Origin of the sequence: Pseudomonas sp. B3(2017) (assembly GCF_002113595.1) — a bacterium.
GTDB lineage: Bacteria > Pseudomonadota > Gammaproteobacteria > Pseudomonadales > Pseudomonadaceae > Aquipseudomonas > Aquipseudomonas ekonensis.
In genome coordinates, this window is record NZ_NEIU01000009.1 from 1 (window position 1) to 21,352 (window position 21,352).

Here is a 21,352-nt window from a genome sequence, read left to right on the forward strand (position 1 = left end):
CCCCACTTCCCCCTACGAATCCCCCGACTCGCGCAAGCTCAACGAAGCCGCCGAGCGCGCCCTCGACCATTACCTCAACCCGATGTTCGTCCCTGAACCTGCGCTCAAGATCAGCAAGCTCTACGCCATCGCCCCTGCCGCCGACAACGAGGAGCTGCTGGCCGACGCCTGCGAGACCCTGACTTCGGCCAAGGTCATGGCCACCAATTTTGCCGGGCTTCTGGACGGCCAGCACCGGCATACGGCCCAAGGCATTGCGCAGCTGATCATGCTCAGCGAGCTGGCGGTGAACCGGGTGCTGGACAGCCTGGAGCTGAAGGCCGACGCCGCCCTCTGACCAAACGCAAACCCCTGTAGGAGCCAGCCTGCTGGCGATCGCGGTGGGCCAGCCAACATCACATTCGGCTGACCTGCCGCCATCGTCAGCAGGCTGGCTCCCACACGGTCTGGCGGTGAACACCGGCCTCACGTCTGGGCCCTCCAAATAACAATATTTCTCGTTTAACCCTAAATCGCGCCCTTCCCCTTCGTCTCTGAGCAAACGGAAATTTTCCCTCGATGACAAGGAGTCGGCTGCGATGTTCGCGCCCATTACCCGTTCCATGACCCTCACCCTGGGCCTGTGCAGTGCCGCCCTGAGCCCGGACCTTCTGGCCGAGACCGAGGCCGAACAGCGCCCGGAACCCGACGCGCCGGCCCTGGAGCTGGCCGCCACCAGCGTCACGGCCCAGGGCCTGGGCAGCACCACCGAACACACCGGCGCCTACACCACCGGCGCGATGAGCACGGCGACGCGGCTCAACCTGTCGATCAAGGACACCCCGCAATCGATGTCGGTGGTCACCCGCCAGCAAATGGACGACTTCAAGCTCGGCACCCTGTCCGAGGCCATGAGCCAGACCACCGGCATCGTGGTGCAGCACAACGACTCGGACCGGATCAGTTATTCCTCGCGCGGCTATTCGATCAACAATTTCCAGGTCGATGGCATGCTCAACACGTTCACGTTCATGAAGTCGGACTCGGACACGATCATCTACGACCGCATCGAGGTGGTGCGCGGTGCCACCGGCCTGACCACCGGCGCGGGCGATCCGTCGGCGACCATCAACATGGTGCGCAAGCGCCCCACCGCCCAATGGCAGGCCCAGGCCGGGGTCAGCGGCGGCAGCTACGACGATTACTACAGCTACGTGGACGTGGGCGGGCCGCTGGCGTTCGACGGGCGCCTGCGCGGGCGCAGCGTGCTGGCCTACCGCGACAGCCAGTCGTTCCGCGACAAGTACGCGCTGCAGCGGGAAGTCGGCTACGGCATCCTCGAAGCCGACCTGACCGACTCCACCGTGCTGGCGGTCGGCTACGACTACCAGGACAAGCACGTGCAAGGCACCTCCTGGGGCACCGTGCCGTACTGGAACGCCGACGGCGGCAAGGCCGGCCTGGGCCGCTCCACCAACATGGCGACGTCCTGGAGCTCCTGGCCGATCAGGGACAAGACCGCCTTCGCCACCCTCGACCAGGCGCTGGCCGACGGCTGGCACCTCAAGGCCGCCTACACCCACCGCCAGAGCGACACCGACGGCAAGGTCTACTACGGCGGCGCCGGGTTCCCCGAGGCGGACCGCAGCGGCATGACGGCCTACACCTCGCACATGCTCGGCACGCAGAAGATGACCGCCTATGACTTCAACGTCTCCGGTCCCTACATGCTGCTGGGCCGCGAACACGAACTGATGCTGGGGTACGGCGAGGCCGAGCGGCGCTCCGATTCGCCCTACGCGATCGCCGGCCCCCGGTCAGACGACTACGGCATCATCCGCGACTGGAAATACATGGGCAACATCGCCAAGTTCCCCGACACCGTCACCGGGCTCACCGAATCCGAGGACGATACCCGGCAGAAGGCCGGCTACCTGGCCACCCGCCTGAGCCTCACCGACCGTCTGCATGCGGTGCTCGGCAGCCGTTACGGCAGTTGGGAGTCGTCCAGCACCAGCAACACCTTCGGCGACGACCTGCACGTGACGGCCGTGGACACCACCCGCCAGAAGCACAACGACCAGTGGACGCCCTACGCCGGACTGCTCTACGACATCACGCCCGAATACACCGTGTACGTCAGCTACACCGACATCTTCAAGCCGCAGACCAACCGCGACGCCAACCGCAAATACCTGGAGCCGGTGGTGGGCAGCAACTACGAACTGGGGCTCAAGGGCAGCCTGCTGGATGAGCGCCTGAACCTGGCCACGGCGCTGTTCTGGAGCAAGCAGGACAACGTCGCCGAGGTGGACGATTCGGTGCCGCCGGACCCGAAGACCGGCGAAGAGTTCTACAAAAGCGGCGGCAAGGGCAACAAGGTCAGCGGGTTCGAGGCGGAGGTGTCCGGCGAGGTGCTGGACGGCTGGAACCTGACCGCCGGCTACACCTACACCCACTCCGCCGACGGCGAGAAACGGCGCACCAACACCAACCAGCCGCTGAACCTGTTCCGCCTGTCCACAGCCTATCGCCTGCCGGGCAGCTGGAACGCGCTGACGGTGGGCGGCGCGGTGAACTGGCAGAGCGACATCTACGGCAAGGCCAACCGCCCCGTGGGGCGCGACGCCGACGGCGAGATCGTCACGCGCCGCACGCGGATCAGCCAGGACGCCTACACCGTGGTCAAGCTGATGTCGCGCTACGAGTTCGACCGGCACCTGTCGGCGTCGCTGAACGTCGACAACCTGTTCGACAAGAAGTACTACGACAACGTCGGCTTCTACAACGGCGTGTTCTGGGGCGACCCGCGCACGGTGACGCTGAGCCTGGACTGGAAGCTTTGACCCCAAGGTAGTTGGGCATCCCCTGTGGCGGGTTCCCTCGTCACAGGCAGCCGTTAACCCTTAGTTAATGCCTCCGGCGGACACTGCGCGCCGAGACCTCGATTCATGGACGAAAGGCTCCGACATTCACAGTGGGAGGCACCATGAACATCACCACCGCAATCCTCGCCGCACTGCTCGCCTTGGGTTCCGCCAGCGCGTTCGCCGAAGGCGGCGCCGAGCGCATGCGGCACTATTACCAGAACTTCCCGGTGCATCACGACGCCGCCGGGCAACAGGCCGACAGCAAAGCCGATGAGCTGAAGGTTCCGGACGACCAGACCGCGCAAGTGACCGAGTCCTATCGCCCCTGATGGCCCGATGATCTACCGATGACCCTGCGACGGATCCGCAGTGGACAGTTGGGCGCCTCCCGGGCGCCCTTTTTTTATGCCTGAAGGTATTTGGACCAGAACAACATCGGCCCCTGCGCCGGATCCCGCGTGCCGGTCACGAACCCGAGCTTGGCATAGGACGCCTTCGCCACGTCGTTGCCTTCGAGCACCTCAAGGGTGATCTTGCAGCAGCCGCGCTGACGGGCGATATCCTCGACCTTGCGCAGCATTTTGTGGCTCAGGCCCCTGCCGCGAAATTTCGTCATCACCGCCACGTCATGCACGTTGACCAACGGTTTGCAGGCGAACGTGGAAAACCCCTCGAAGCAATTCACCAATCCGGCCGGCTCGCCGCCGACGAACGCCAGCACGCTGAAGGCGTGGGGCCGTTTGGCCAGCTCCTCAGGCAGACGCCGCAGCAGGTCGGGCGCGAGCGACTGGCCGCCGCCCATCGGGTCTTCGGCATAGTGATTGAGCACGACACCGATGGCCTCGGCATGCACCGGATTGGTATAGCTGGCTTGAAGCACAAGAATTTCTGCGGAATCCATTTCCATCCTCGATCGCACGGGGCCCCGGCGCGCGTCTTGCGCGTTGAAAGGCCCGGAGACCATAACGTGGCGGCGGCACGGGCGACAAGACAAACATTGGCTTGCTCCCAGAGGACTGTGCAGGCGGCGTGTCAGGGAATGAATGTGCCGGTTGGCCCGACGCCATCGCTGGCAAGCCAGCTCCCACAGGTTTTGCGCTGGCCGCTGATCCTGCGAATGTCTACGATCCTTGTGGGAGCTGGCTTGCCAGCGATAGGGCCGCCACATCCGACATCCCTGGTGCCTGATTCAACGCCTTCATTGCGCAGTCAGTCGCGGTCAGCGCCCCCAGATCAGTTCCTCGGTCCAGCCCAGCTCGGCGAAGTCCTCGGCCCGCAGGGCCGACTCGCCGGCGCAGAAAAACTCGTCAAGCTGCGGCGGTTCCACAGAGGTGCCGCTGAGCATGGCATGCACCTGTCCGCGATGGTGGATCTGGTGCTCGAACAGGTGCGAGAGCAGGCGCAGGCGGGTGTCGTGCTGCGGCGTGTCCCGGGCGATGGTCACCACCCGGCCCAGATCGGCGTCGCGCAGTTGCTCGCAATAGGCGATCAGGCGCCGGTCCACCTGGGCCTGCTCAAGGCGCAGGGAATGCCCTTCGGTAAACGGTTCGTCGACGGCGAAGAACGCATAGCAATCGGGATGCGGCTCATCGCCGCGCAATTCGCGCTCCAGCGCATCGACGTAGAACCCGTCGCAGGTGAGGATGTGATTGAGCGTGAGGCGGATGCTCGGGAAGAAGCTCACCCGTGGCGCCGCCAGCTCCGCGGCGTCGAGGCGGCTCCAGGCCTTGGCCAGCCGATGGTTGGCCCAGGCGTTCTGGTAAGCCATGGTCAGCAAGTGGTGGGACAGTGGCTGCGTCATCGCGCGCCCTCCTCGCTTCAGGTCTCGGCAAAGCGTTGCAGCTGCATCTCCTTAAGGCGGCTGAGGGTGCGGCGGAACGGGAATTCCAGATAGCCCTCGGTGTACAGCGCCTCCATCGGCACCTGCGCCTCGATGTACAGCGGCACCTTGCGGTCGTAGCACTCGTCCACCAGGGCGATGAAGCGGCGCACGCCGTCGTCGTGCACCGACAGCTGCGGCAACTCGCGGTCGCCGGCGGCCACCCGTTCGGCGCCATCCTCGGTGCCGCGGGCGATCCGGCCTTCGCGCTTCTTCGCGCTGAGGTTGGGCACCTCGCTCAACAGGATAGCCCGGTAGCTGTCGCACAGCGCGATGAAGTCCATGGCGGCGAACGGCTGCTCGCAAAGGTCGGCGTAACGGCACCACACCACCGACCCGCCGGCCTGCACCACCGGCAGGCTCCGGTGACCGACGGCCACCGGGCCGGCATGGCAAGCCTGCCCGGCCGTCAGTGCCTTGAACACGTCGCCCAGGGCGCTGCTCTGCCCCGGCGCGGCGACCCAGTAGCGTTGCGCGTGCGCGCCGGGGTGCAGGCGATGGTCCTCGGCGCCGTTCACCGCGACCACTTGCATGTGCGCCTGGATCGCGGCGATGGCGGGCAGGAAGCGGTCGCGGTTGAAGCCGTCGGCATACAGTTGGTCCGGCGGCAGGTTGGAGGTGCAGACCACCACCACGCCCTCATCGAACATCACCTGAAACAGCCGCCCCAGAATGATGGCGTCGCCGATGTCGTTGACGAACAGTTCGTCGAAGCACAGCACCCGCACCTCGGCCGCCAATTCCCGGGCCAGCGCCCGCAGCGGGTCGGCGATGCCGGTCAACTGGAACGAGCGCTGGTGCACCCAGCCCATGAAGTGGTGGAAGTGCTGACGCCGGGCCGGCACCCGCAGGCTCTGGTGGAAACGGTCCATGAGCCAGGTCTTGCCGCGCCCGACCGGGCCCCACAAGTAAACGCCGGTGACCGAACGGACACCGGCGTGCAAGGCCTCGTGGCACTTGTGCAGTGCGAAGACGGCATGTTCCTGGGCTTCATCCTGGATGAAACCGTCGTGTTCGATGGCGTACTGCCAGGCGCTGAGCGGAGAGTCGAATGTCATGCGCGGCAGTATGCCATGAGCGCTACAGGGAAATGTCCAGTCGGGCGATCTTGCCCTGTTCGTCGAGCCGGAACATGTAGCGCAGCGGCTGCGGGCTGCCTGGAAAGTCGCCGGACACCAGCCCGTGCACCAGCACCTTGCCGGTGCGGTGCTGCACGTCCAGCACCTCGACGCGGGGCTGGTAGCGCCGGCCGCTGTCCTCGATCCAGTGGGCGATGGCCGTAGGACCGACCTGATGGTGGCCCTCGTCGAACACGTTGGCGTTCTCGGCGAAGAAGCTCGCGATCTGCGTGGTGTCACGGGCGTTCGCTGCGTTGATGTACCCGGCGATGGCCGGGGCCAGAGTCGGATGGGACATGGTTGCAACTCCTTGTTGAGTGGTTCTGCCGCCATCCTAGAACAGCCCTGCGTCAATTCTTGTCAGGAGTGAAGCGCCGGGTTTCGTCCTGTTGCATCTGCTGCTGCCAGGTGCGCAGCAGGTCGCTGCGCCGGCCCGGATAGCGCCCGTCAGCGGCCGTGGCGGCGGCGATCCGGTCGGTGCGGAAGGTGCGGTAGGCGCCGCGCAGTTCGCACCAGGCCACCAGGATCCGCACTTCATTGAGAAAGCCCAGCGCCAGCGGCCAGATCGAGCGCTGGCTGGGCGTCTGCTGCGCGTCGGCGTAGTCGATCCGCAGTTTGCTCTGCTCGCGGATGGCTTGGCGCAGCACGCTCAGCGGCACGACGTTCTGCGGGAAGCCGTACCCCGCCGGCCCCGGCATCACGGTGGGGTTGAGCAAGGCGTCCCGGGCCTTGGGGTCGAGCACCGCCGCGATCTTGGCCAGGGCATCGGCGGCGGCCTTGCCCAGCACCTCGTCGCCGCGCTGATCGACGTAGCGCAGGCCGAGGACGATGGCTTCGGTCTCATCGGCATTGAGCATCAGCGGCGGCAGGAACAGGCCGCTGCGCAGCACGTAGCCGACGCCGGCCTCGCCGTGGATCGGCGCGCCCAGGGCGGTGAGCTCGGCGATGTCGCGGTACAGCGTACGCTCGGAGATCTCCAGCTCCGCCGCCAGCGTCGCCGCCGTCACCGGGCGCTTCTTGCCGCGCAGCACTTGCAGCAGGGTCAGTAAACGGGTGGTACGCGACACGGTGCAGGCTCCGTCCGGAAAATGGCCGAAGCTTAGCACCGGGCACTGTCAGATTCTGTCAGCAGGTCTCTGCGCTCATGTGACCGACCCCATTCCCTGCAGGAGCGAGCCTGCTCGCGATGACGGAGGCACATCCGACATCACTGTGTCAGACAGACCGCCATCGCCAGCAGGCTGGCTCCCACAGGTCAGCAGGTGGCTCCCGCATGGGTTATGCGGTGTAGCCAATAATGTGGGAGCCAGCCTGCTGGCGATGGCTTCAGCCCAGGCACCTCAGGGACAAACCTGCCTCAGGCATCGACCTTATGACGGGCCGCGTAGAGGCACAGCATCTCCATGGCCAGGGTCGCCGCCGCCAGGGACGTGACTTCGGCGTGGTCATAGGCCGGCGCCACTTCCACCACGTCCATCCCCACCAGGTTGATCCCGCGCAGGCCGCCGAGGATCTCCAGCGCCTGCACCGTGCTCAGGCCGCCGCACACCGGGGTGCCGGTGCCCGGGGCGAAGGCCGGGTCGAGGCAGTCGATGTCGAAGGTCAGGTACACCGGGCTTTCGCCGACCCGCGCACGGATGGCCTCGACGATGGCCTCGCAGCCGCGCCGGTGCACCTGCCGCGCATCCAGCACCTGAAAGCCCTGAGGGTCGTCGTTGGTGGTGCGCAGGCCGATCTGCACCGAACGCGCCGGATCCACCAGCCCTTCCCGCGCCGCATGCCAGAACATGGTGCCGTGGTCGACCCGCTTGCCGCCTTCGTCCGGCCAGGTGTCGCTGTGGGCATCGAAGTGGATCAGCGACAGCGTGCCGTGCTTGCGCGCATGGGCCTTGAGCAGCGGGTAGCTGATGAAGTGGTCGCCGCCGAAGGTGAGCATGGCGCTGCCGCTCTGAAGGATTCGCTCGGCATGGGCCTCGATGCTTTCCGGGATGGAATGCGGCGCGCCGTAATCGAAGTCGCAATCGCCGTAGTCGATCACCGCCAGATGATCGAACGGGTCGAACGTCCACGGCCAGTGGCGTTCCCAGGCGATGCCGGCGGACGCCGCGCGGATCCCCCGAGGCCCGAACCGGGCGCCCGGGCGGTTGCTGGTGGCGGTGTCGAACGGCACGCCGCTGACGGCCACGTCCACGCCGCGCAGGTCACGGCTGTAGCGCCGGCGCATGAAACTGGTGATGCCGGCGTAGGTGCTTTCGGCGGCGGTGCCGAAAAGGCTGTCGCGGGTGATGGCTTGATCGTTTTGCATCGGCACGTCCACGGTGACTCTCCTTTTTTATTGATGGCTGCGAAAAGCGGTCCACAGGCGGGTGCGCTGGCGCATGTCCTTGAGGCTCATGCTGCGGTCGGCATACAGCCGCTCACGCACACCAGGCTGCGGGTAGATGTCCGGGTCGTTGCGCACCGCCTCGTCCACCAGCGGCGTGGCGGCCTGGTTGGCGGTGGCGAAGAACAGGGTGTTGGTCAGCGCCGCCACGGACTCGGGCCGCAGCATGAATTCGATGAAGGCCCGGGCGGCCTCCGGGTGCGGCGCGTCCTTGGGGATGGCGAGGTTGTCCTGCCACACCAGCGTGCCCTCACGGGGGATGCGGTAGGCGATCTCGAACGGCTTGCCGGCCTTGCGCGCCTGGTCGGCGGCCATGCCTGCGTCTCCGTTGTAGGTCAGCGCCAGGCACACGCTGCCGTTGGCCAGGTCGTTGATCTGCCGGCCGGTGGCGACGTACAGCACCGACGGCTGCAACCGCTGCAACAGGGCTTCGGCGGCGGCCAGGTCTGCCTTGTCGCTGCTGTAGGGATCCTTGCCCAGGTAATGCAGGGCCAGGCCGATGACCTCCTGCGGCGAATCCAGGATCGCGATGCCGCAGTCCTTGAGCTTGCCGGCGTATTCCGGTTTGAACAGCAGATCCAGGCTGTTGAGCGGCGCATCCGGCAGGCGTTTCTTGACCGCCTCCACGTTCATCCCCAGACCCAGGGTGCCCCAGGTGTAGGGCACGCCGTAGCGGTTGCCGGGATCCACCGCCGCCAGTTTCTCCAGCAGATCCGGATCGAGGTTGGCGTAGCCCTTGAGCCCTTCACGGGGGATTTCCTTCAGGGCGCCCGCCGCCAGCCCGCGGGCCAGCACGGTGGAGGACGGCACGACCACGTCGTAGCCGCTGCCGCCGGTCAGAAGCTTGGTCTCCAGCACTTCAGTGGTGTCGAAGGTGTCGTAGCGCACATGAATGCCGGTTTCCTGCTCGAAGCGCTGCAAGGTCTGCGGCGCCACGTAATCGGCCCAGCTGTAGAGGTTGAGGGTCTTGTCCTCGGCGTGGGCCGTGAACACAGCAGAGATCAACAGCGCGGGCAAGCCCAGTTTGAACACAGAAGCCATGACGAACACCTGACCGAGGGGAGTGGTGGCAGGATGCGCCGGCGGATACATTACAAAAATCTCAAGTTCGTTAACCTGACATTAGCCGGAGACAATGTGATGCTCGGTCAACTCCACGACGTGGATCTGCAACTGCTGCGCCTGTTCGTCGGCGTGGTCGAATGCAACGGTTTCAGTGCCGCCCAAGGGGAACTGGGCTTGAGCCAGTCCAGCATCAGCCAGCAGATGGCCAAGCTTGAGACGCGCCTGGGCTACCGGGTGTGCAACCGCGGCAAGGCCGGCTTCAGCCTGACGCCCAAGGGCGAACGGTTGCTGGCCGCGACCCGTGCGCTGTTCCAGTCCATCGAAGCGTTCCGTCATGAGTCCAACGGCGTGGCCGGGCGGCTGATCGGCGAGGTGCGCCTGGGGCTGTCCGAAGCGGTGGATCACTCGGTGCTGCACCGGGTGGCCGCGGCGATCCGGCGCTTTCGCGCGCGGGACGAAGCGGTGCGCATCGAGTTGATCAGCGCCATGCCGGGGGAAATGGAGCGCCTGCTGCTGCAGCAGCGGCTGGATCTGGCCATCGGTTACTTTTCCCAGGTGCAGACTGCGTTCGACTACCGCGAACTGTTCCATGAGACCCAACACCTGTACTGCGCCCCCGGCCATCCGCTGTTCACCGACGACGCACCGGACGACGCGGCGCTGCAGGCCTGCGACCGGGTCGACCATCCGTACCGGTTCCTGCGCAGCGACGAGCCGTTCCAGGGCCAGGTCTGCTCGGCGCGCTCGGAACAGGTCGAAGGCACGCTGGCGTTCATCCTGTCGGGCAAGCACGTCGGCTACCTGCCGAGCCATTACGCCCGCCAATGGGTGGACAAAGGCCTGCTGCGACCGGTGCGCGAAGGCGCATTGAGCTTTGAGGTGGCGTTTCACCTGGCCCGGCACCGGGCCCAGGTGCCGGGGGACGCGCAGAAGGCGTTCGAGGAGGATCTGTTGGCGGCGTTTGCCTGAGGGCCGCGTAAAACCTGACCTTTCAGGCAATTTTATTGCGTTGCCCTCACCGCTCGCTTCCGGCATCCTGCGCACCCATTTTCTGACCCGGCTGCGCCTTGCGGCGCGCACACCACCATGACCGTCTCCGAAAAAGCCCCGCGCAACAACGACCTGATCTACGGCCTCAACGACCGTCCGGACTTCACCGCCACGGTGTTCGCCGCCCTGCAGCACGTGCTGGCCAGCTTCGTCGGCATCATCACCCCGACCCTGATCATGGGCAGCGCCCTGGGCCTGCACAGCGAAATCCCTTACCTGATCAGCATGGCGCTGTTCGTCTCCGGCCTCGGCACCTTCGTCCAGGCCCGGCGCTTCGGCCCGGTGGGCTCGGGGCTGCTGTGCCTGCAAGGCACCAGTTTTTCCTTCATCAGCGTGATCCTCAGCGCAGGTTTCATGGTCAAGGCCCGGGGCGGCGGCACCGACGAGATCCTGTCGACGATCTTCGGCGTTTGCTTCTTCGCGGCGTTCATCGAAGTGGTGCTGAGCCAGTTCATCGGCAAGCTGCGCATGCTGATCACCCCGGTGGTCACCGGCACCATCATCACCCTGATGGGCCTGTCGCTGATCAAGGTGGCGATGACCGACATCGCCGGCGGCTTCGGCGCACCGGACCTGGGGGCGGCCAGCCATGTGTTCCTGGCCGCGCTGGTGCTGGGCACCATCGTGGTGCTGAACCGGGTCGATGTGCCGTTCCTGCGCCTGGGCGCCATCGTCATCGGCCTGACCCTCGGCTACGTGGTGGCGTGGCTGACGGGCCAGGTGGATTTCGCCAACCTGCCGCAGGTGCCGGCGGTCAGCATTCCCGTGCCGTTCAAGTACGGCTTCAACTTCGACTGGGTGGCCTTCGTGCCGGTGGCGGTGATTTTCCTGGTGTCGCCGCTGGAGGCCGCCGGCGACCTGACGGCCAACTCGATGATCTCGCGCCAGCCGGTCAAGGGCCCGCTGTACATCCGCAGGATCAAGTCGGGGCTGCTTGCCGACGGCCTCAACTCGGCCATGGCGGCGGTGTTCAACAGCATGCCGATGGTGACCTTCGCCCAGAACAACGGGGTGATCCAGCTCACCGGCGTGGCCAGCCGCTACGTGGCGTTCTTCATCGCCGGTCTGCTGGTGCTGCTGGGCCTGTTCCCGATGATCGGCGCAGTGCTGCAACTGATGCCCAAGCCCGTGTTGGGCGGCGCCGAGCTGGTGATGTTCGGCACCGTGGCCGTGGCCGGGATCAAGATCCTCGCCGAGGCCGGGCTGCACCGGCGCAACATGCTGATCGTGGCCATCTCGGTGGGCATGGGGCTGGGCATCGCCGCCGTGCCGGAGGTGCTGCGCGAACTGCCGCAGGCCCTGCGCAACATCTTCGAGTCGCCGATCACCGTCGGCGCCCTGTGCGCGATCGTGCTGAACATTTTCCTGCCGGAAGAATTCATCGAGCTGGAAGAGGACGACTTCGACCCGGAGGCGTCTATCCTGCAAGTCATGGAAAACCCGGAAATGCCGGCCAAGGCTGAACCTGCGCAGCCGCCTGCGGTCGCACCGTTGAACCGCTGAAGCGACCCGCCGCACAATCAAAGGGCCGGACCGTTGGCGGTCCGGCCCTTTTTCTTCATCGAGAGAACGCCCCATGCGCCGTCTCCCCGCCCTGCTGCTGTCCCTGCTTGTGCTGTCCCTCAGCGCCTGTGCGCTGTTCCCTTCCCGCGACCCGGTGAACATCAACGTGGTCGGCCTCGAACCGCTGCCCAGCCAGGATCTGGAAATGCGCTTCGCCCTCAAGCTGCGGGTGCAGAACCCCAACGAGACCGCCATCGACTACAACGGCATCGCGCTGGATCTTGAAGTCAACGGCCGTCCGCTGGCCTCGGGGGTGAGCGACCAGTCCGGCTCGATCCCGCGCTTCTCCGAGGCGGTGGTCAGCGTGCCGGTGAGCGTTTCGGCGTTCTCGGTGCTGCGCCAGACCCTGGGCCTGAGCCAGACCCAGAACCTCGACAACCTGCCTTACGTGCTGCGGGGCAAACTGGCGGGCGGCGCGTTCGGCACGATGCGCTTCACCGACCGCGGCAAGCTCAGCCTGCCCAGGGCCAGCGCTGCCACCTGGTGACGCTGGCCGGGTTCTGCGCCGATCCGGCTGGCGATGGCGTCAGTGAAGGCACCGCAGGGCTTGCGGATCAGGCGATAAAGCGCACTCCGGGCTTGGCCCGCTCATCCACGCTCAACTCGAACACGTCCGGCCGCGCATAGTGACCCACCACGTCGTAGTCGTAACGGGCGCGCACCAGCTCGTCGGTATCGATCTCGGCGGTCAGCAGCCCTGCCCCGCCTTTCAGCGGGCCGGCCAGCACATCGCCCATCGGTCCGACGATCACGCTGCCGCCGGCGATCAGCGGACGGTCCGCCGGCCAGTTGGCGACCTCGACGCCCAACTCGTTCGGCGAAGCCTGCACCTGGCACGCGCTGACCACAAAGCAGCGCCCCTCATGGGCGATGTGGCGCATGCTCACTTGCCACATGTCGCGCTCGTCCACCGTCGGCGCACACCACACTTCAATGCCTTTGGCGTACATGGCCGTGCGCAGCAGCGGCATCATGTTTTCCCAGCAGATCACCGCGCCCAGTTTGCCGACCTGGCTGTCGAGCACCGGCAGCGTCGAGCCGTCGCCCTTGCCCCAGATCAGGCGTTCGGTGCCGGTGGGCATCAGTTTGCGGTGCTTGGCCGCAAGGCCCGCCTGAGGGTCGAAATGCAGCGCGGTGCAGTACAGGGTGCTGCCGGCACGCTCGATCACGCCGATCACCAGGTTCGCCCCGGTGCGCGCCGACAGGCCCGCCAGCGCCTCGGTCTCAGCGCCAGGCACATCGATGGCATTGTCGAAGTAGCGGGCATAGGCCTCGCGCCCTTCCGGCAGCCGATAGCCCAGTTGCGTGCCGAAACCTTCGCCTTTCGGGTAGCCACCGAGCAGCGCTTCGGGCATCACCACCAGCGCGGCGCCGGACTCCACGATGGCCGCCTCCCAGCTCAGGATCTGTTCCAGGGTTTCGCCTTTGCCGCCGGGCAAGGCGCCGATTTGCAGCGCGGCAACGATGGATTTGGGCATTGCGTTCACTCCGTGAGGATCAGGTGTTGCCGATTATCCGGCCGCACGGGATCATGAATAAAGCCCTGCCCGCTGCTGAATGATATGAGCCACATGAATATCGCGACCCTCGACCTCAACCTGCTGAAAACCTTCGAAGCCCTCCACGAAGAGTCCAGCGCCAGCCGCGCCGCCCTGCGCCTGGGCGTGACCCAGTCGGCGGTCAGCGCGGCGCTGCGGCGTTTGCGCGAGGTGTACGGGGATCAATTGTTCGTTCGCACCGGCCGGGGCCTGGCGCCGACGCTCAAGGCCAATCAGCTGAAGCCGGTGGTCAGCGATGCGTTGAACAAATGCCGGCAAAGCCTGGCGATGGTCGACCCGGCCGCCGATCAATACGACGGCCGCTCGGTGATCATCGGGCTGTCGGACGATTTCGAGATCGCCTACGGCCGGCGGCTGATCGACGCGATCGCCGACGCTGCGCCGAAACTGCGGGTGATCTTCCGCCAGACCCACAGCCAGATCGTCGCCCGCGCCCTGATGGAGCGCAGCCTCGACCTGGCGATCACCGCCGGCGGGTTTGCCGAGCGGCTGCTCAGCCGTCAGGTGCTGGGTGAAGGGGGGTATGCCTGTCTGGCGGATCCGGCGAGCCTGGCGCCCGGCCAGGGGCAGATCGGTCTGGAGGAGTTTGTCGCCCGCGAGCACCTGCTGGTGTCCTCGGGCGGCTTCATCGGCATCACCGACGAAGGGTTGGCGGCGCTGGGGCTGAGCCGCCGGGTAGGCGCCTCGACCACTCATTTCGCCGCGTTGCCGCACCTGCTCAAGGGCAGCGGCGCCGTGGCGACGATCCCGGCTCATGCCGCCGAGGCCATCGCGTCGCTGAGCGGCCTGGCGCTGCTGCCCTGCCCCCTGGCGCTGCCGCGTTACCCGGTGGAGCTGGGCTGGCGCACCAGCCCCCAGACCGATCCGGTGGTGCTGAAGGTGCGCGAGGCGATCATCGCCTGTTTCGCCAACGCGTGACGGCGGGTTACTTGTTCGCCGCCATCAGCCGGTTGACTTCGCTGCGCACCATGTTGGAGTACTCCGGCGGCGACATGCCGTCCAGCTCCGACCGCACCCACTCGGCCCATTTGCCTTTGCGCTTGGCCCGTTCGCCGAACAGGCGCGCGGCTTCGCCTTTGGCCTTGCCCAGGTTGGTCTTCCAGAGTTCGAACAGTCGGGATTTCTCGTCTTCCAGCGCGGCGCGCTCTGCGAGGGATTTGTCGGCCAGATTGAAACTCATCGGAAATTACCTGCTGCATGAAATGGCGACATCTTACACGCTGGACGGAATTCTCCGGCGGCGGTTTTTCTGCCGCAGATGAAATCGCTGCAACTTTTCAGTTTGCGCCACACTCCATTGATCACTGTCCATTCACCTGCAAGGAGTCACCCAATGGCCCGTAGAACCGCCGCGCACACCGCCGAAGACCAGATCAAGGATCAAGCCTTCAGCGACCTTCAAGCCCTGATCGAAGAATCGGAAAAACTGCTCAAGAGCAGCGCCGCGCTGGTCGGCGAAGAAGCGGAGACCCTGCGCGGGCAGATCGCCCAGAAGTTGCAGCAGGCGCGGGACTCGGTCACGAACGTGCGTGCCCGCACGCAACCGGCGGTCGAAGCCACCCAGAACTACATCGGCGGGCATCCGTGGCAGACCGTGGCGATCTCCGCCGGGTTCGGCCTGGTGGTGGGACTGCTGCTCGGCCGTCGCTGAACACGTGGCCAGGGAGCGTGCTCCCTGGCCACAGTCCGTTCAAAGGCCTGCCAATTCGCGCAGCTGCGCCATTGTCGCGCCGTCCAGCACAATCCCCTCGCTCAGCGACCGCGTCCGCTGAAGGTGCCGGCGATCGCCCGGCAAACGCTTGAGCCCCACCCCGTGCATCTGCCGCACCAGTTCCTGGCTGCGCTCGGCGAAGCTCTGCCCCGCCGCCTTGCTGGGGTCGATGACGATCAGCAGTTGACCGGTCCACGGGGTTTTCGCGCCCGGATGGTTCGACCAGTCGAACTCGAAGGAGAAGTTTCCGCCGGTCAGCGCCGCCGCCAGCAACTCGACCATCATCGACAGCGCCGAGCCCTTGTGCCCGCCGAACGGCAGCAGCGCGCCGCCGCCCAGGATCGCCTTCGGATCCTGGGTCGGCTGCCCGAGGCTGTCCACGCCCATGCCCGCCGGCAGCTTCTCGCCCTGGCGCGCGGCGATCTGCACGTCGCCATGGGCGATGGCGCTGGTGGCCAGGTCGAACACGATGGGCGCGCCGTCGGCCCGGGGCGCGGCGAACGCGATCGGGTTGGTGCCGAACAGCGGCCGGTCGGCGCCATGGGGCACCACGCAGGTCATGCTGTTGACCACGCTCAAGGCCACCAGACCTTCTTCGGCGAACGGCTCGACATCCGGCCACAGCGCCGCGAAATGATGGGAGTTGCGGATGGCCAGCACCGCGATGCCGGCCGAGCGGGCCTTTTCCACCAGCAACGGCCGGGCGGCGGCCAGCGCCGGCTGGGCGAAGCCTTTGCCGGCATCGACCCGCACGAAGCCGGACGCCACGTCCTCGACCTGGGGCACGGCCCGGCCGTCGACCCAGCCGCTGCTGAGCGTCGAGACGTAACCGGGCATGCGGAACACGCCATGGCTGTGGGCGCCGTCCCGTTCGGCGCCGGCGCAGTTGGCGGCCAGGGTCCGGGCCACTTCGGCCGAGGTGCCGTGACGCACGAAGATGGTTTCGAGCAAATGAGTCAGTTCATCGAGGGACAGGGTGGACGAGACAGCAGGATCGTGTGGCGCAGACATCTGAAGCTCCAGAGTAATTATTGGAGGGAACGACAGCGTTCGGACAACTCGCCCGCCGATTAACCATGCCCCGACGACAGGCTGTCAACCCTTGCGTGGAACGACCGCTGTCTCGGCGGCGTATATAACGGTGTACCACCTGCAACGCGACACGGCACCTAACCTTGACGCTCCATTCACGGCGCCCGCGCCCCGATCGAGTGTCAACGATGACCGCTTCCCCCGCACCGCTGCTGTTTTCCCAGATCCTGGAAACCCCTTCCCTTTGGAAAGAGCTCGGCACGCCGCTCGGGCTGTCCGAAAATGACCTGAAATGGCTGTGCCATGTGGAGTTGGCCAGCCATGAGCGCCGCAGCCGGGAAAGCTCGCCGATGTTCGCTTACCGCATCATGCTCAAGGCCAAAGACGCCCCGGCGGTGCCGCTGGCCGGAAGCTTTGCCTTGGACGGCACGCCTGACGACGCTGCCGCCGTGCTTTACACACCCTTGGGCGGCGTGCGCAAGTTCTTCGATCTGAATGCCCTCACCCTCCACCTGAACGACTACATCCAAACGGCCAAGGAGGACGATCCGCTGCTCGCGCTGATGTCACTCGCGCAACGCAAGCGCCTGGTCTCCGGGCAGCCAGTGCAAGTCTCCTACGCCCTGATCAACGGCGACATCTTCGATGACCAGCGCACGGTGATCGAGCAAGGCCCGGCAGACAACGCCAAGGCCATGCTGGATGAACTGCTGCGGCTCCCCACGCTGGCGGATGCGATACAGGACATGTTCGCCGAGCGGTTGCGGACAGTGTTTCCGGGCATCGACCAGCGCCTGACCCGCGTAAGCTTCCCGGGCGCCCGCTGGCCGGCGCCGATGCCCCTGAGCGAAGCCGCGCTCCTGGTCTATTGTCATCCGCTGGAGCCTGACGCCCAGGTGCGCTTCACCCACCCGTCTCAAGCCTCTGACGCCACGTCGGCGAAAGCCTGGGAGCAATCGCTGACGCAAATCGCCGGCATGCTGCTGCCGCTGCTGTTCGATCGCATGGAGCGATATTGGGACGAGCCTTCGGCAGACGGTCACTCGCGCCGTGAATACTTCGCCCGCGCCTTGGCGCAGCAGGCCTTCAACGACCTTGTGCTCAAGCGGGAGGCCCGCATCATCGACGACGTGCAATTCACGGATCTGCTGCGCTGGATCCGGCCCGACACGGCCATCGGCCCCTCCCGCAGCGTCGCGCTGGAGACCGTACGGTTGTGGGAGAACCCGGCCAGACCGGTGGAACTGGCCGGATCGTTGATGACCAGCCGGACCGAGGCGTTCCTGTATACGCCTTCCCAGGGCCTGCAGGTGCTGAAGGATCATGCGGATCTGAAGGATACGCTGCTGGCCAAGTTCAAGGCCGCCGGGCACGAGGATGAGCTCTACGGGTTATTGAGCCTGGAGGAGCGCCAGCGCTTCCTGGGCTTCAAGTACCCGACGGTTTCCGGCGACGTCATCGCCGGGGACATTTTCAAGGTGCTGTTCGAGGCCATCATCACCAAGCAACGGCAGAACCTCGAATACATCCTGCAGGTGTACCGCCACAGCGACGGCACAGTGAATCTGGAGGCCCTTTACGACAAGGCCCTGGATATCCGCTCAATGGTCGACGAGAGACTCATGGGCCTCGATCCCCGAGGCCGCTGGAGCACCCGGCCGGTCTTGACGGGCAGCCTGCAACCGTCGCAAGTGTTGGCGGATCGGGCGAAGGCCGAGGCCAAGAAGTTCGCCAGCGTACAGATACCCATCGCCCGGGAGTTTTCCCGTCAGCCACTGTATCCCACGCAAGATCAGCAGAGCTATCTGCTCGACATGGTGCCGCGGCTCGCCCACGCCCTGTTCGTCGGCCTCAGCGGGGAGGCCTATCTCGCGACCCTCACGGGCAACTTGACGCACCAGGATGAGGAGATCGTCAAAGCGGTGTTCAACGCTGAGCACCCGAACCGGCGCACCCGTCGCGCGGTTGGCGGTTTCAGGCCGGACGCCTACCGCCTGACCCTGCAATACGCCGATGCGATGCACACCGTGCCGCTGGCCAACTGCATCCTGCTGACCGAACGCGGCGGACTCGACGCACAACACTCGGGCCATGCCCTGCTGTGGACGCCGGCCCTGGGCCTGGAAGTGTTCGACACACTCGACCAGGCCAAGGCGGCGCTGAGTCAACGTCTGCAGGACAGCAGCGCACGTCTGACCCTGCTGGAAAACCTCGCGCCGTCCGCCGACCGCTTCCACCGTGACTTCATACTCGGCCCGCTACGGTTGATCGACGGCGACGTGCGGCAAGACCGGGCCGAATCGTCCCTCGACCGGTTCATGGAAGAATGCACCTATTGGCGCGAGCTCAAACCGAAAGCCGCCTCACTGCAGCGCGCCCTGCAGACGCTGGCCGGCTCCCAGCCCCACACGAACCTGCAACGGGCGGCTGCGCTGGCCCGTGCCATCGCCCTGCAACAGACCTTGCCGGCCTGGTTGGGCATGGCTGCCGTCGAGGATCAGCGACTGCAGATCGAACTGCTCGAACAACTGAGGATCCTGGACAACGAAGACTATCTGCACGGACTGCCGTCCTTGACCGACCAGGTGCGCGAAACCCTCAACCGGTTGCTGGCGCGCCGCTTCCCCGGCGCTGGGCTCAATCCGGACGAGATCGAAATCGCCCCGGTGCTGGCATTGGCCGGGCCGGCGTGCAGCCTGACGGAATATGCCCTGCGACATGTCGACGAAACGCAAGGCGACTTCACGGTTGCCCTGCGCTCACTCGAACCTGTGCCGGCCGGCCTGAACCGCCAAGCCATCCGGCAACTGTTGCTCTCGCTCGAGATCCCCGCCACGTTTGCCAGGCAGGTGAGCGAAGCGTTGTCGACCGATGCGTCAGGCGTGCGCAAGCAACGCTTCGCCCGGCAAGTGTCCTGGCAATTGCTTCAGCACGCCCATGCGCTGAAATTGCAGCAATACCTTTCTGCCGTCGCCTTCGACCTCGTGCATCAAGTGCTGGACATGCCGGATGCGGTCGCCCGGAGCCTCGTCCAGGGCGCACATGCCCTGGTGCGCCCGCTGGAGCTGGTCAAGACCGCCGGCGCCGAGCCGGTACAGGCGCTGGGCCTTTACCTGATCGGTCCACCCCGCGCAATCGCCGGGCCGCAGGTGCTGTATGCGCCTTACCATGCCGAACAGGTGTTTCGCGAGTTCGCCGACGAAGCGGCTGTCATCGCCGCGTTCAACGTGCCCGGCACACTGCAGGATATGCTGGTACGACGCCTGCCCGAGGCCCAGCGATCAGTGTTCGCTTCACTGTTCAAGGACAGTGCCGGACAGACCAGCGAGATGTCCCTGGCTTTCAGCCCCATCGGCGGTAACCTGCTGGATCGGCTGTTCACCGACAACATCCTGCTGCTGGAGCGCTTGATCGCCGGGCAGTCGCTGACCGGCGCACTGCCGGACTGGGAAACCGTCAAACGAATGTTCGGGAAAACCGTCAACCTCCTCGCCATGCTGCTGCCCGGCAAGATCGGCGCCATACCGTTCCTGTGGCAAAGCCTCAAGGATCTGCGACACTCCGTCGAGGCGCTGGAGCACCACCATTGGAAACAAGCGCTGGGCGACATCATCAACGCGGCCGCGCAACTGGTCGTTTTGAGACGCTTGCGCCTGAAATCACTGTTCGGCCTCCAAGAGGCCGCCGCTGCGGAACCTGCGCCGGCCCTGCCCGATCCGCAGTGGGACAAGATCAGGTCGACGGCGCCGGCCCGTACCTGCCTGAAGGCATTCGAGGCGCCCATGGTGTCCTTGCAGAACCTCAAGCGCGACAGGGTCAGCGGCACCTTTGCGGATCCGACGAGCGTGAAGCGCTACGCGGCGGTGGCCGGCAAGGTGTACCGCGCCGCCCGGGCAGGAATGGGATGGCGTCTCATCGATGACACCCAGGAGGGCCCGGCACTGGAAAGGACGAAATCCGGACTGTGGGCGATCGATCCGAACCAGCATACCGTCCATTACGGCAAGGCCATGTCGAGACTGCTTGACCGGTACGCGAGCAAGCGCGAAGTCGGGCTCAAGATGAACGTCGAAGCCCAGGGCATGGAGCAGATTCGCGCCTGCCATCCGGAAAAGGCCCGCGCGTTGATGCAGGCGGTGTATCTGGCCCGACACTACGCCTTCAACAGCCTGCACAACCTGGCCCAGTTCAAAACACTGGCGTCCGCCCCCCGGCTCGATCGGTTTCTCAAGGAATTCTTCGACCTCAACACCATTGGCACCGATCTGATGGAAAAGATCGCCAATGCCGTTAAGCCGGTCTGCCGGGCGCTGGTGGAGCCGACCGACGACCTGCTCGACACTGAACGTTTCGTCATCGGATCCAGCCGACACGCGGAGGAAAACGTGATTGCATTCGTGGTCGATGTCGATCACCGCAATCGAATTCACTTCACCGAGCACTTCTTCAACCAGGAACTGGACTGTTACAAGTCGGGCCTGACTCAGCCGTTCGACGTCGACTGCCACGCGCAAGCCGCAACGCTGCTCCATGAGCTGGCCCATCAGGTCAGCGGCGCCGTGGATATCGCGTCGCTCGAAGCGCGACGACCGTTCTCGGACCTGATCGCCACCATTACCCACGCAGGGAAGAAAATGCACAAGGATCAGGTGGCGTTTCAGCGTAAAGCCCTGTCCCGCTCCACCCCCAGGGAGCAGTTGTTCACCCGCTGGGAGGATGAAGACAGCGCCTGGATCGACATGGATCAGGAAACGGCCACCAAGCATGTGGCCAAGGCCGTGCTCGCCGCCACATCGAGCCGCACGCTGGATGAGGCACGCACCGCGTTCCTTCACCCGACCAACCCCGTGCCGCGCATCGACACGATCTTGCGCAATGCCGACTCGATCGCCTTCCTCATCTGCGAGATGGGCCGCCAACTGGATCCCGTCCCCCAGCGTCCGGCCGGCCCGGTCTGACGAACGTACGTGCAAACGCGCAGCCCCCCCGAACCTGCGCGTTTTCTGTGATGAGCGCGCCAGACGCGCCGAGCGCCGGCGACTGGACCCGTCTTTTGATCATTTTTTCACGCTGCGTATGAATACTGTTCTCAATACAGCCTGTTTTCAGGATGTCGTACGGGAAAAACGGGCCTCATTGATGG

19 protein-coding genes are annotated in these 21,352 nt (G+C 65.6%); 9 read left to right on the forward strand and 10 right to left on the reverse strand.

All coding sequences use genetic code 11. From position 1 onward, the window contains the following. The 3 genes from CAG33_RS14840 to CAG33_RS14850 form a co-directional block, all read left to right on the forward strand. The coding region (locus tag CAG33_RS14840; protein WP_139835917.1) for a DUF6124 family protein at positions 1 to 337 on the forward strand (337 nt) is incomplete at its 5' end. 241 nt (positions 338 to 578) lie between these two features. Further along, positions 579 to 2,825, forward strand: coding sequence for a TonB-dependent siderophore receptor (locus CAG33_RS14845; protein WP_085639007.1), 2,247 nt, complete (start codon positions 579 to 581; stop codon positions 2,823 to 2,825). 143 nt (positions 2,826 to 2,968) lie between these two features. Further along, the gene (locus CAG33_RS14850; protein ID WP_085586024.1) at positions 2,969 to 3,178 is read left to right on the forward strand and encodes a hypothetical protein; all 210 of its coding nucleotides are present in this window, start codon (positions 2,969 to 2,971) and stop codon (positions 3,176 to 3,178) included. 74 nt (positions 3,179 to 3,252) lie between these two features. Here CAG33_RS14850 and CAG33_RS14855 read toward each other — a convergent pair whose 3' ends face one another. The 7 genes from CAG33_RS14855 to CAG33_RS14885 form a co-directional block, all read right to left on the reverse strand. Beyond that, positions 3,253 to 3,750 carry a GNAT family N-acetyltransferase gene (locus CAG33_RS14855; RefSeq protein ID WP_085586026.1) on the reverse strand — a complete coding sequence of 166 codons (498 nt, stop codon included), beginning with the start codon at positions 3,748 to 3,750 and terminating at the stop codon, positions 3,253 to 3,255. 318 nt (positions 3,751 to 4,068) lie between these two features. After that, a complete protein-coding gene (locus CAG33_RS14860; RefSeq protein ID WP_085633211.1) occupies positions 4,069 to 4,650 on the reverse strand; it encodes a DinB family protein in 582 nt (193 codons plus the stop codon). Positions 4,651 to 4,667: 17 nt separating this feature from the next. Further along, positions 4,668 to 5,786, reverse strand: coding sequence for a cell division protein ZapE (gene zapE, locus CAG33_RS14865; RefSeq protein ID WP_085586030.1), 1,119 nt, complete (start codon positions 5,784 to 5,786; stop codon positions 4,668 to 4,670). Between the two features lie 22 nt (positions 5,787 to 5,808). Beyond that, a complete protein-coding gene (locus tag CAG33_RS14870) occupies positions 5,809 to 6,144 on the reverse strand; it encodes a nuclear transport factor 2 family protein (protein ID WP_085586032.1) in 336 nt (111 codons plus the stop codon). Positions 6,145 to 6,196: 52 nt separating this feature from the next. Further along, positions 6,197 to 6,913 (reverse strand): YafY family protein, encoded by a 717-nt coding sequence (locus CAG33_RS14875; protein WP_085633209.1) that lies wholly within the window; start codon positions 6,911 to 6,913, stop codon positions 6,197 to 6,199. Between the two features lie 290 nt (positions 6,914 to 7,203). Then, positions 7,204 to 8,163, reverse strand: coding sequence for an agmatinase (gene speB / locus CAG33_RS14880; RefSeq protein ID WP_085586036.1), 960 nt, complete (start codon positions 8,161 to 8,163; stop codon positions 7,204 to 7,206). Positions 8,164 to 8,178: 15 nt separating this feature from the next. After that, on the reverse strand, positions 8,179 to 9,270 hold the full coding sequence (locus CAG33_RS14885) for an extracellular solute-binding protein (protein WP_085586202.1): 1,092 nt from the start codon (positions 9,268 to 9,270) through the stop codon (positions 8,179 to 8,181). 99 nt (positions 9,271 to 9,369) lie between these two features. Here CAG33_RS14885 and CAG33_RS14890 point away from each other — a divergent pair, with 99 nt between their 5' ends. The 3 genes from CAG33_RS14890 (at position 9,370) to CAG33_RS14900 (ending at position 12,394) form a co-directional block, all read left to right on the forward strand. Then, a complete protein-coding gene (locus CAG33_RS14890; RefSeq protein WP_085639010.1) occupies positions 9,370 to 10,263 on the forward strand; it encodes a LysR family transcriptional regulator in 894 nt (297 codons plus the stop codon). 117 nt (positions 10,264 to 10,380) lie between these two features. Then, a complete protein-coding gene (locus CAG33_RS14895) occupies positions 10,381 to 11,847 on the forward strand; it encodes a nucleobase:cation symporter-2 family protein (protein ID WP_085586040.1) in 1,467 nt (488 codons plus the stop codon). Between the two features lie 73 nt (positions 11,848 to 11,920). Further along, positions 11,921 to 12,394 carry an LEA type 2 family protein gene (locus CAG33_RS14900; protein ID WP_085633203.1) on the forward strand — a complete coding sequence of 158 codons (474 nt, stop codon included), beginning with the start codon at positions 11,921 to 11,923 and terminating at the stop codon, positions 12,392 to 12,394. 67 nt (positions 12,395 to 12,461) lie between these two features. Here CAG33_RS14900 and CAG33_RS14905 read toward each other — a convergent pair whose 3' ends face one another. After that, positions 12,462 to 13,385, reverse strand: coding sequence for a carbon-nitrogen hydrolase family protein (locus tag CAG33_RS14905; protein WP_085586044.1), 924 nt, complete (start codon positions 13,383 to 13,385; stop codon positions 12,462 to 12,464). Between the two features lie 84 nt (positions 13,386 to 13,469). On the opposite strand from CAG33_RS14905, the gene CAG33_RS14910 reads away from it, so the two are divergent. Further along, a complete protein-coding gene (locus tag CAG33_RS14910) occupies positions 13,470 to 14,384 on the forward strand; it encodes a LysR family transcriptional regulator (protein ID WP_085586046.1) in 915 nt (304 codons plus the stop codon). A gap of 7 nt (positions 14,385 to 14,391) precedes the next feature. Here the strand turns inward: CAG33_RS14910 and CAG33_RS14915 are convergent, their stop codons facing one another. Further along, on the reverse strand, positions 14,392 to 14,646 hold the full coding sequence (locus CAG33_RS14915) for a hypothetical protein (protein WP_085586048.1): 255 nt from the start codon (positions 14,644 to 14,646) through the stop codon (positions 14,392 to 14,394). A 153-nt stretch (positions 14,647 to 14,799) separates the two neighbouring features. On the opposite strand from CAG33_RS14915, the gene CAG33_RS14920 reads away from it, so the two are divergent. After that, positions 14,800 to 15,117 (forward strand): YqjD family protein, encoded by a 318-nt coding sequence (locus CAG33_RS14920; RefSeq protein WP_085586050.1) that lies wholly within the window; start codon positions 14,800 to 14,802, stop codon positions 15,115 to 15,117. 39 nt (positions 15,118 to 15,156) lie between these two features. Here CAG33_RS14920 and CAG33_RS14925 read toward each other — a convergent pair whose 3' ends face one another. Beyond that, positions 15,157 to 16,188: an Ldh family oxidoreductase gene (locus tag CAG33_RS14925; RefSeq protein ID WP_085639013.1), complete on the reverse strand. Its 1,032-nt coding sequence runs from the start codon at positions 16,186 to 16,188 to the stop codon at positions 15,157 to 15,159. Positions 16,189 to 16,397: 209 nt separating this feature from the next. Here CAG33_RS14925 and CAG33_RS14930 point away from each other — a divergent pair, with 209 nt between their 5' ends. Next, on the forward strand, positions 16,398 to 21,167 hold the full coding sequence (locus tag CAG33_RS14930; protein ID WP_085639016.1) for a DUF6543 domain-containing protein: 4,770 nt from the start codon (positions 16,398 to 16,400) through the stop codon (positions 21,165 to 21,167). Positions 21,168 to 21,352: the final 185 nt, after the last annotated feature.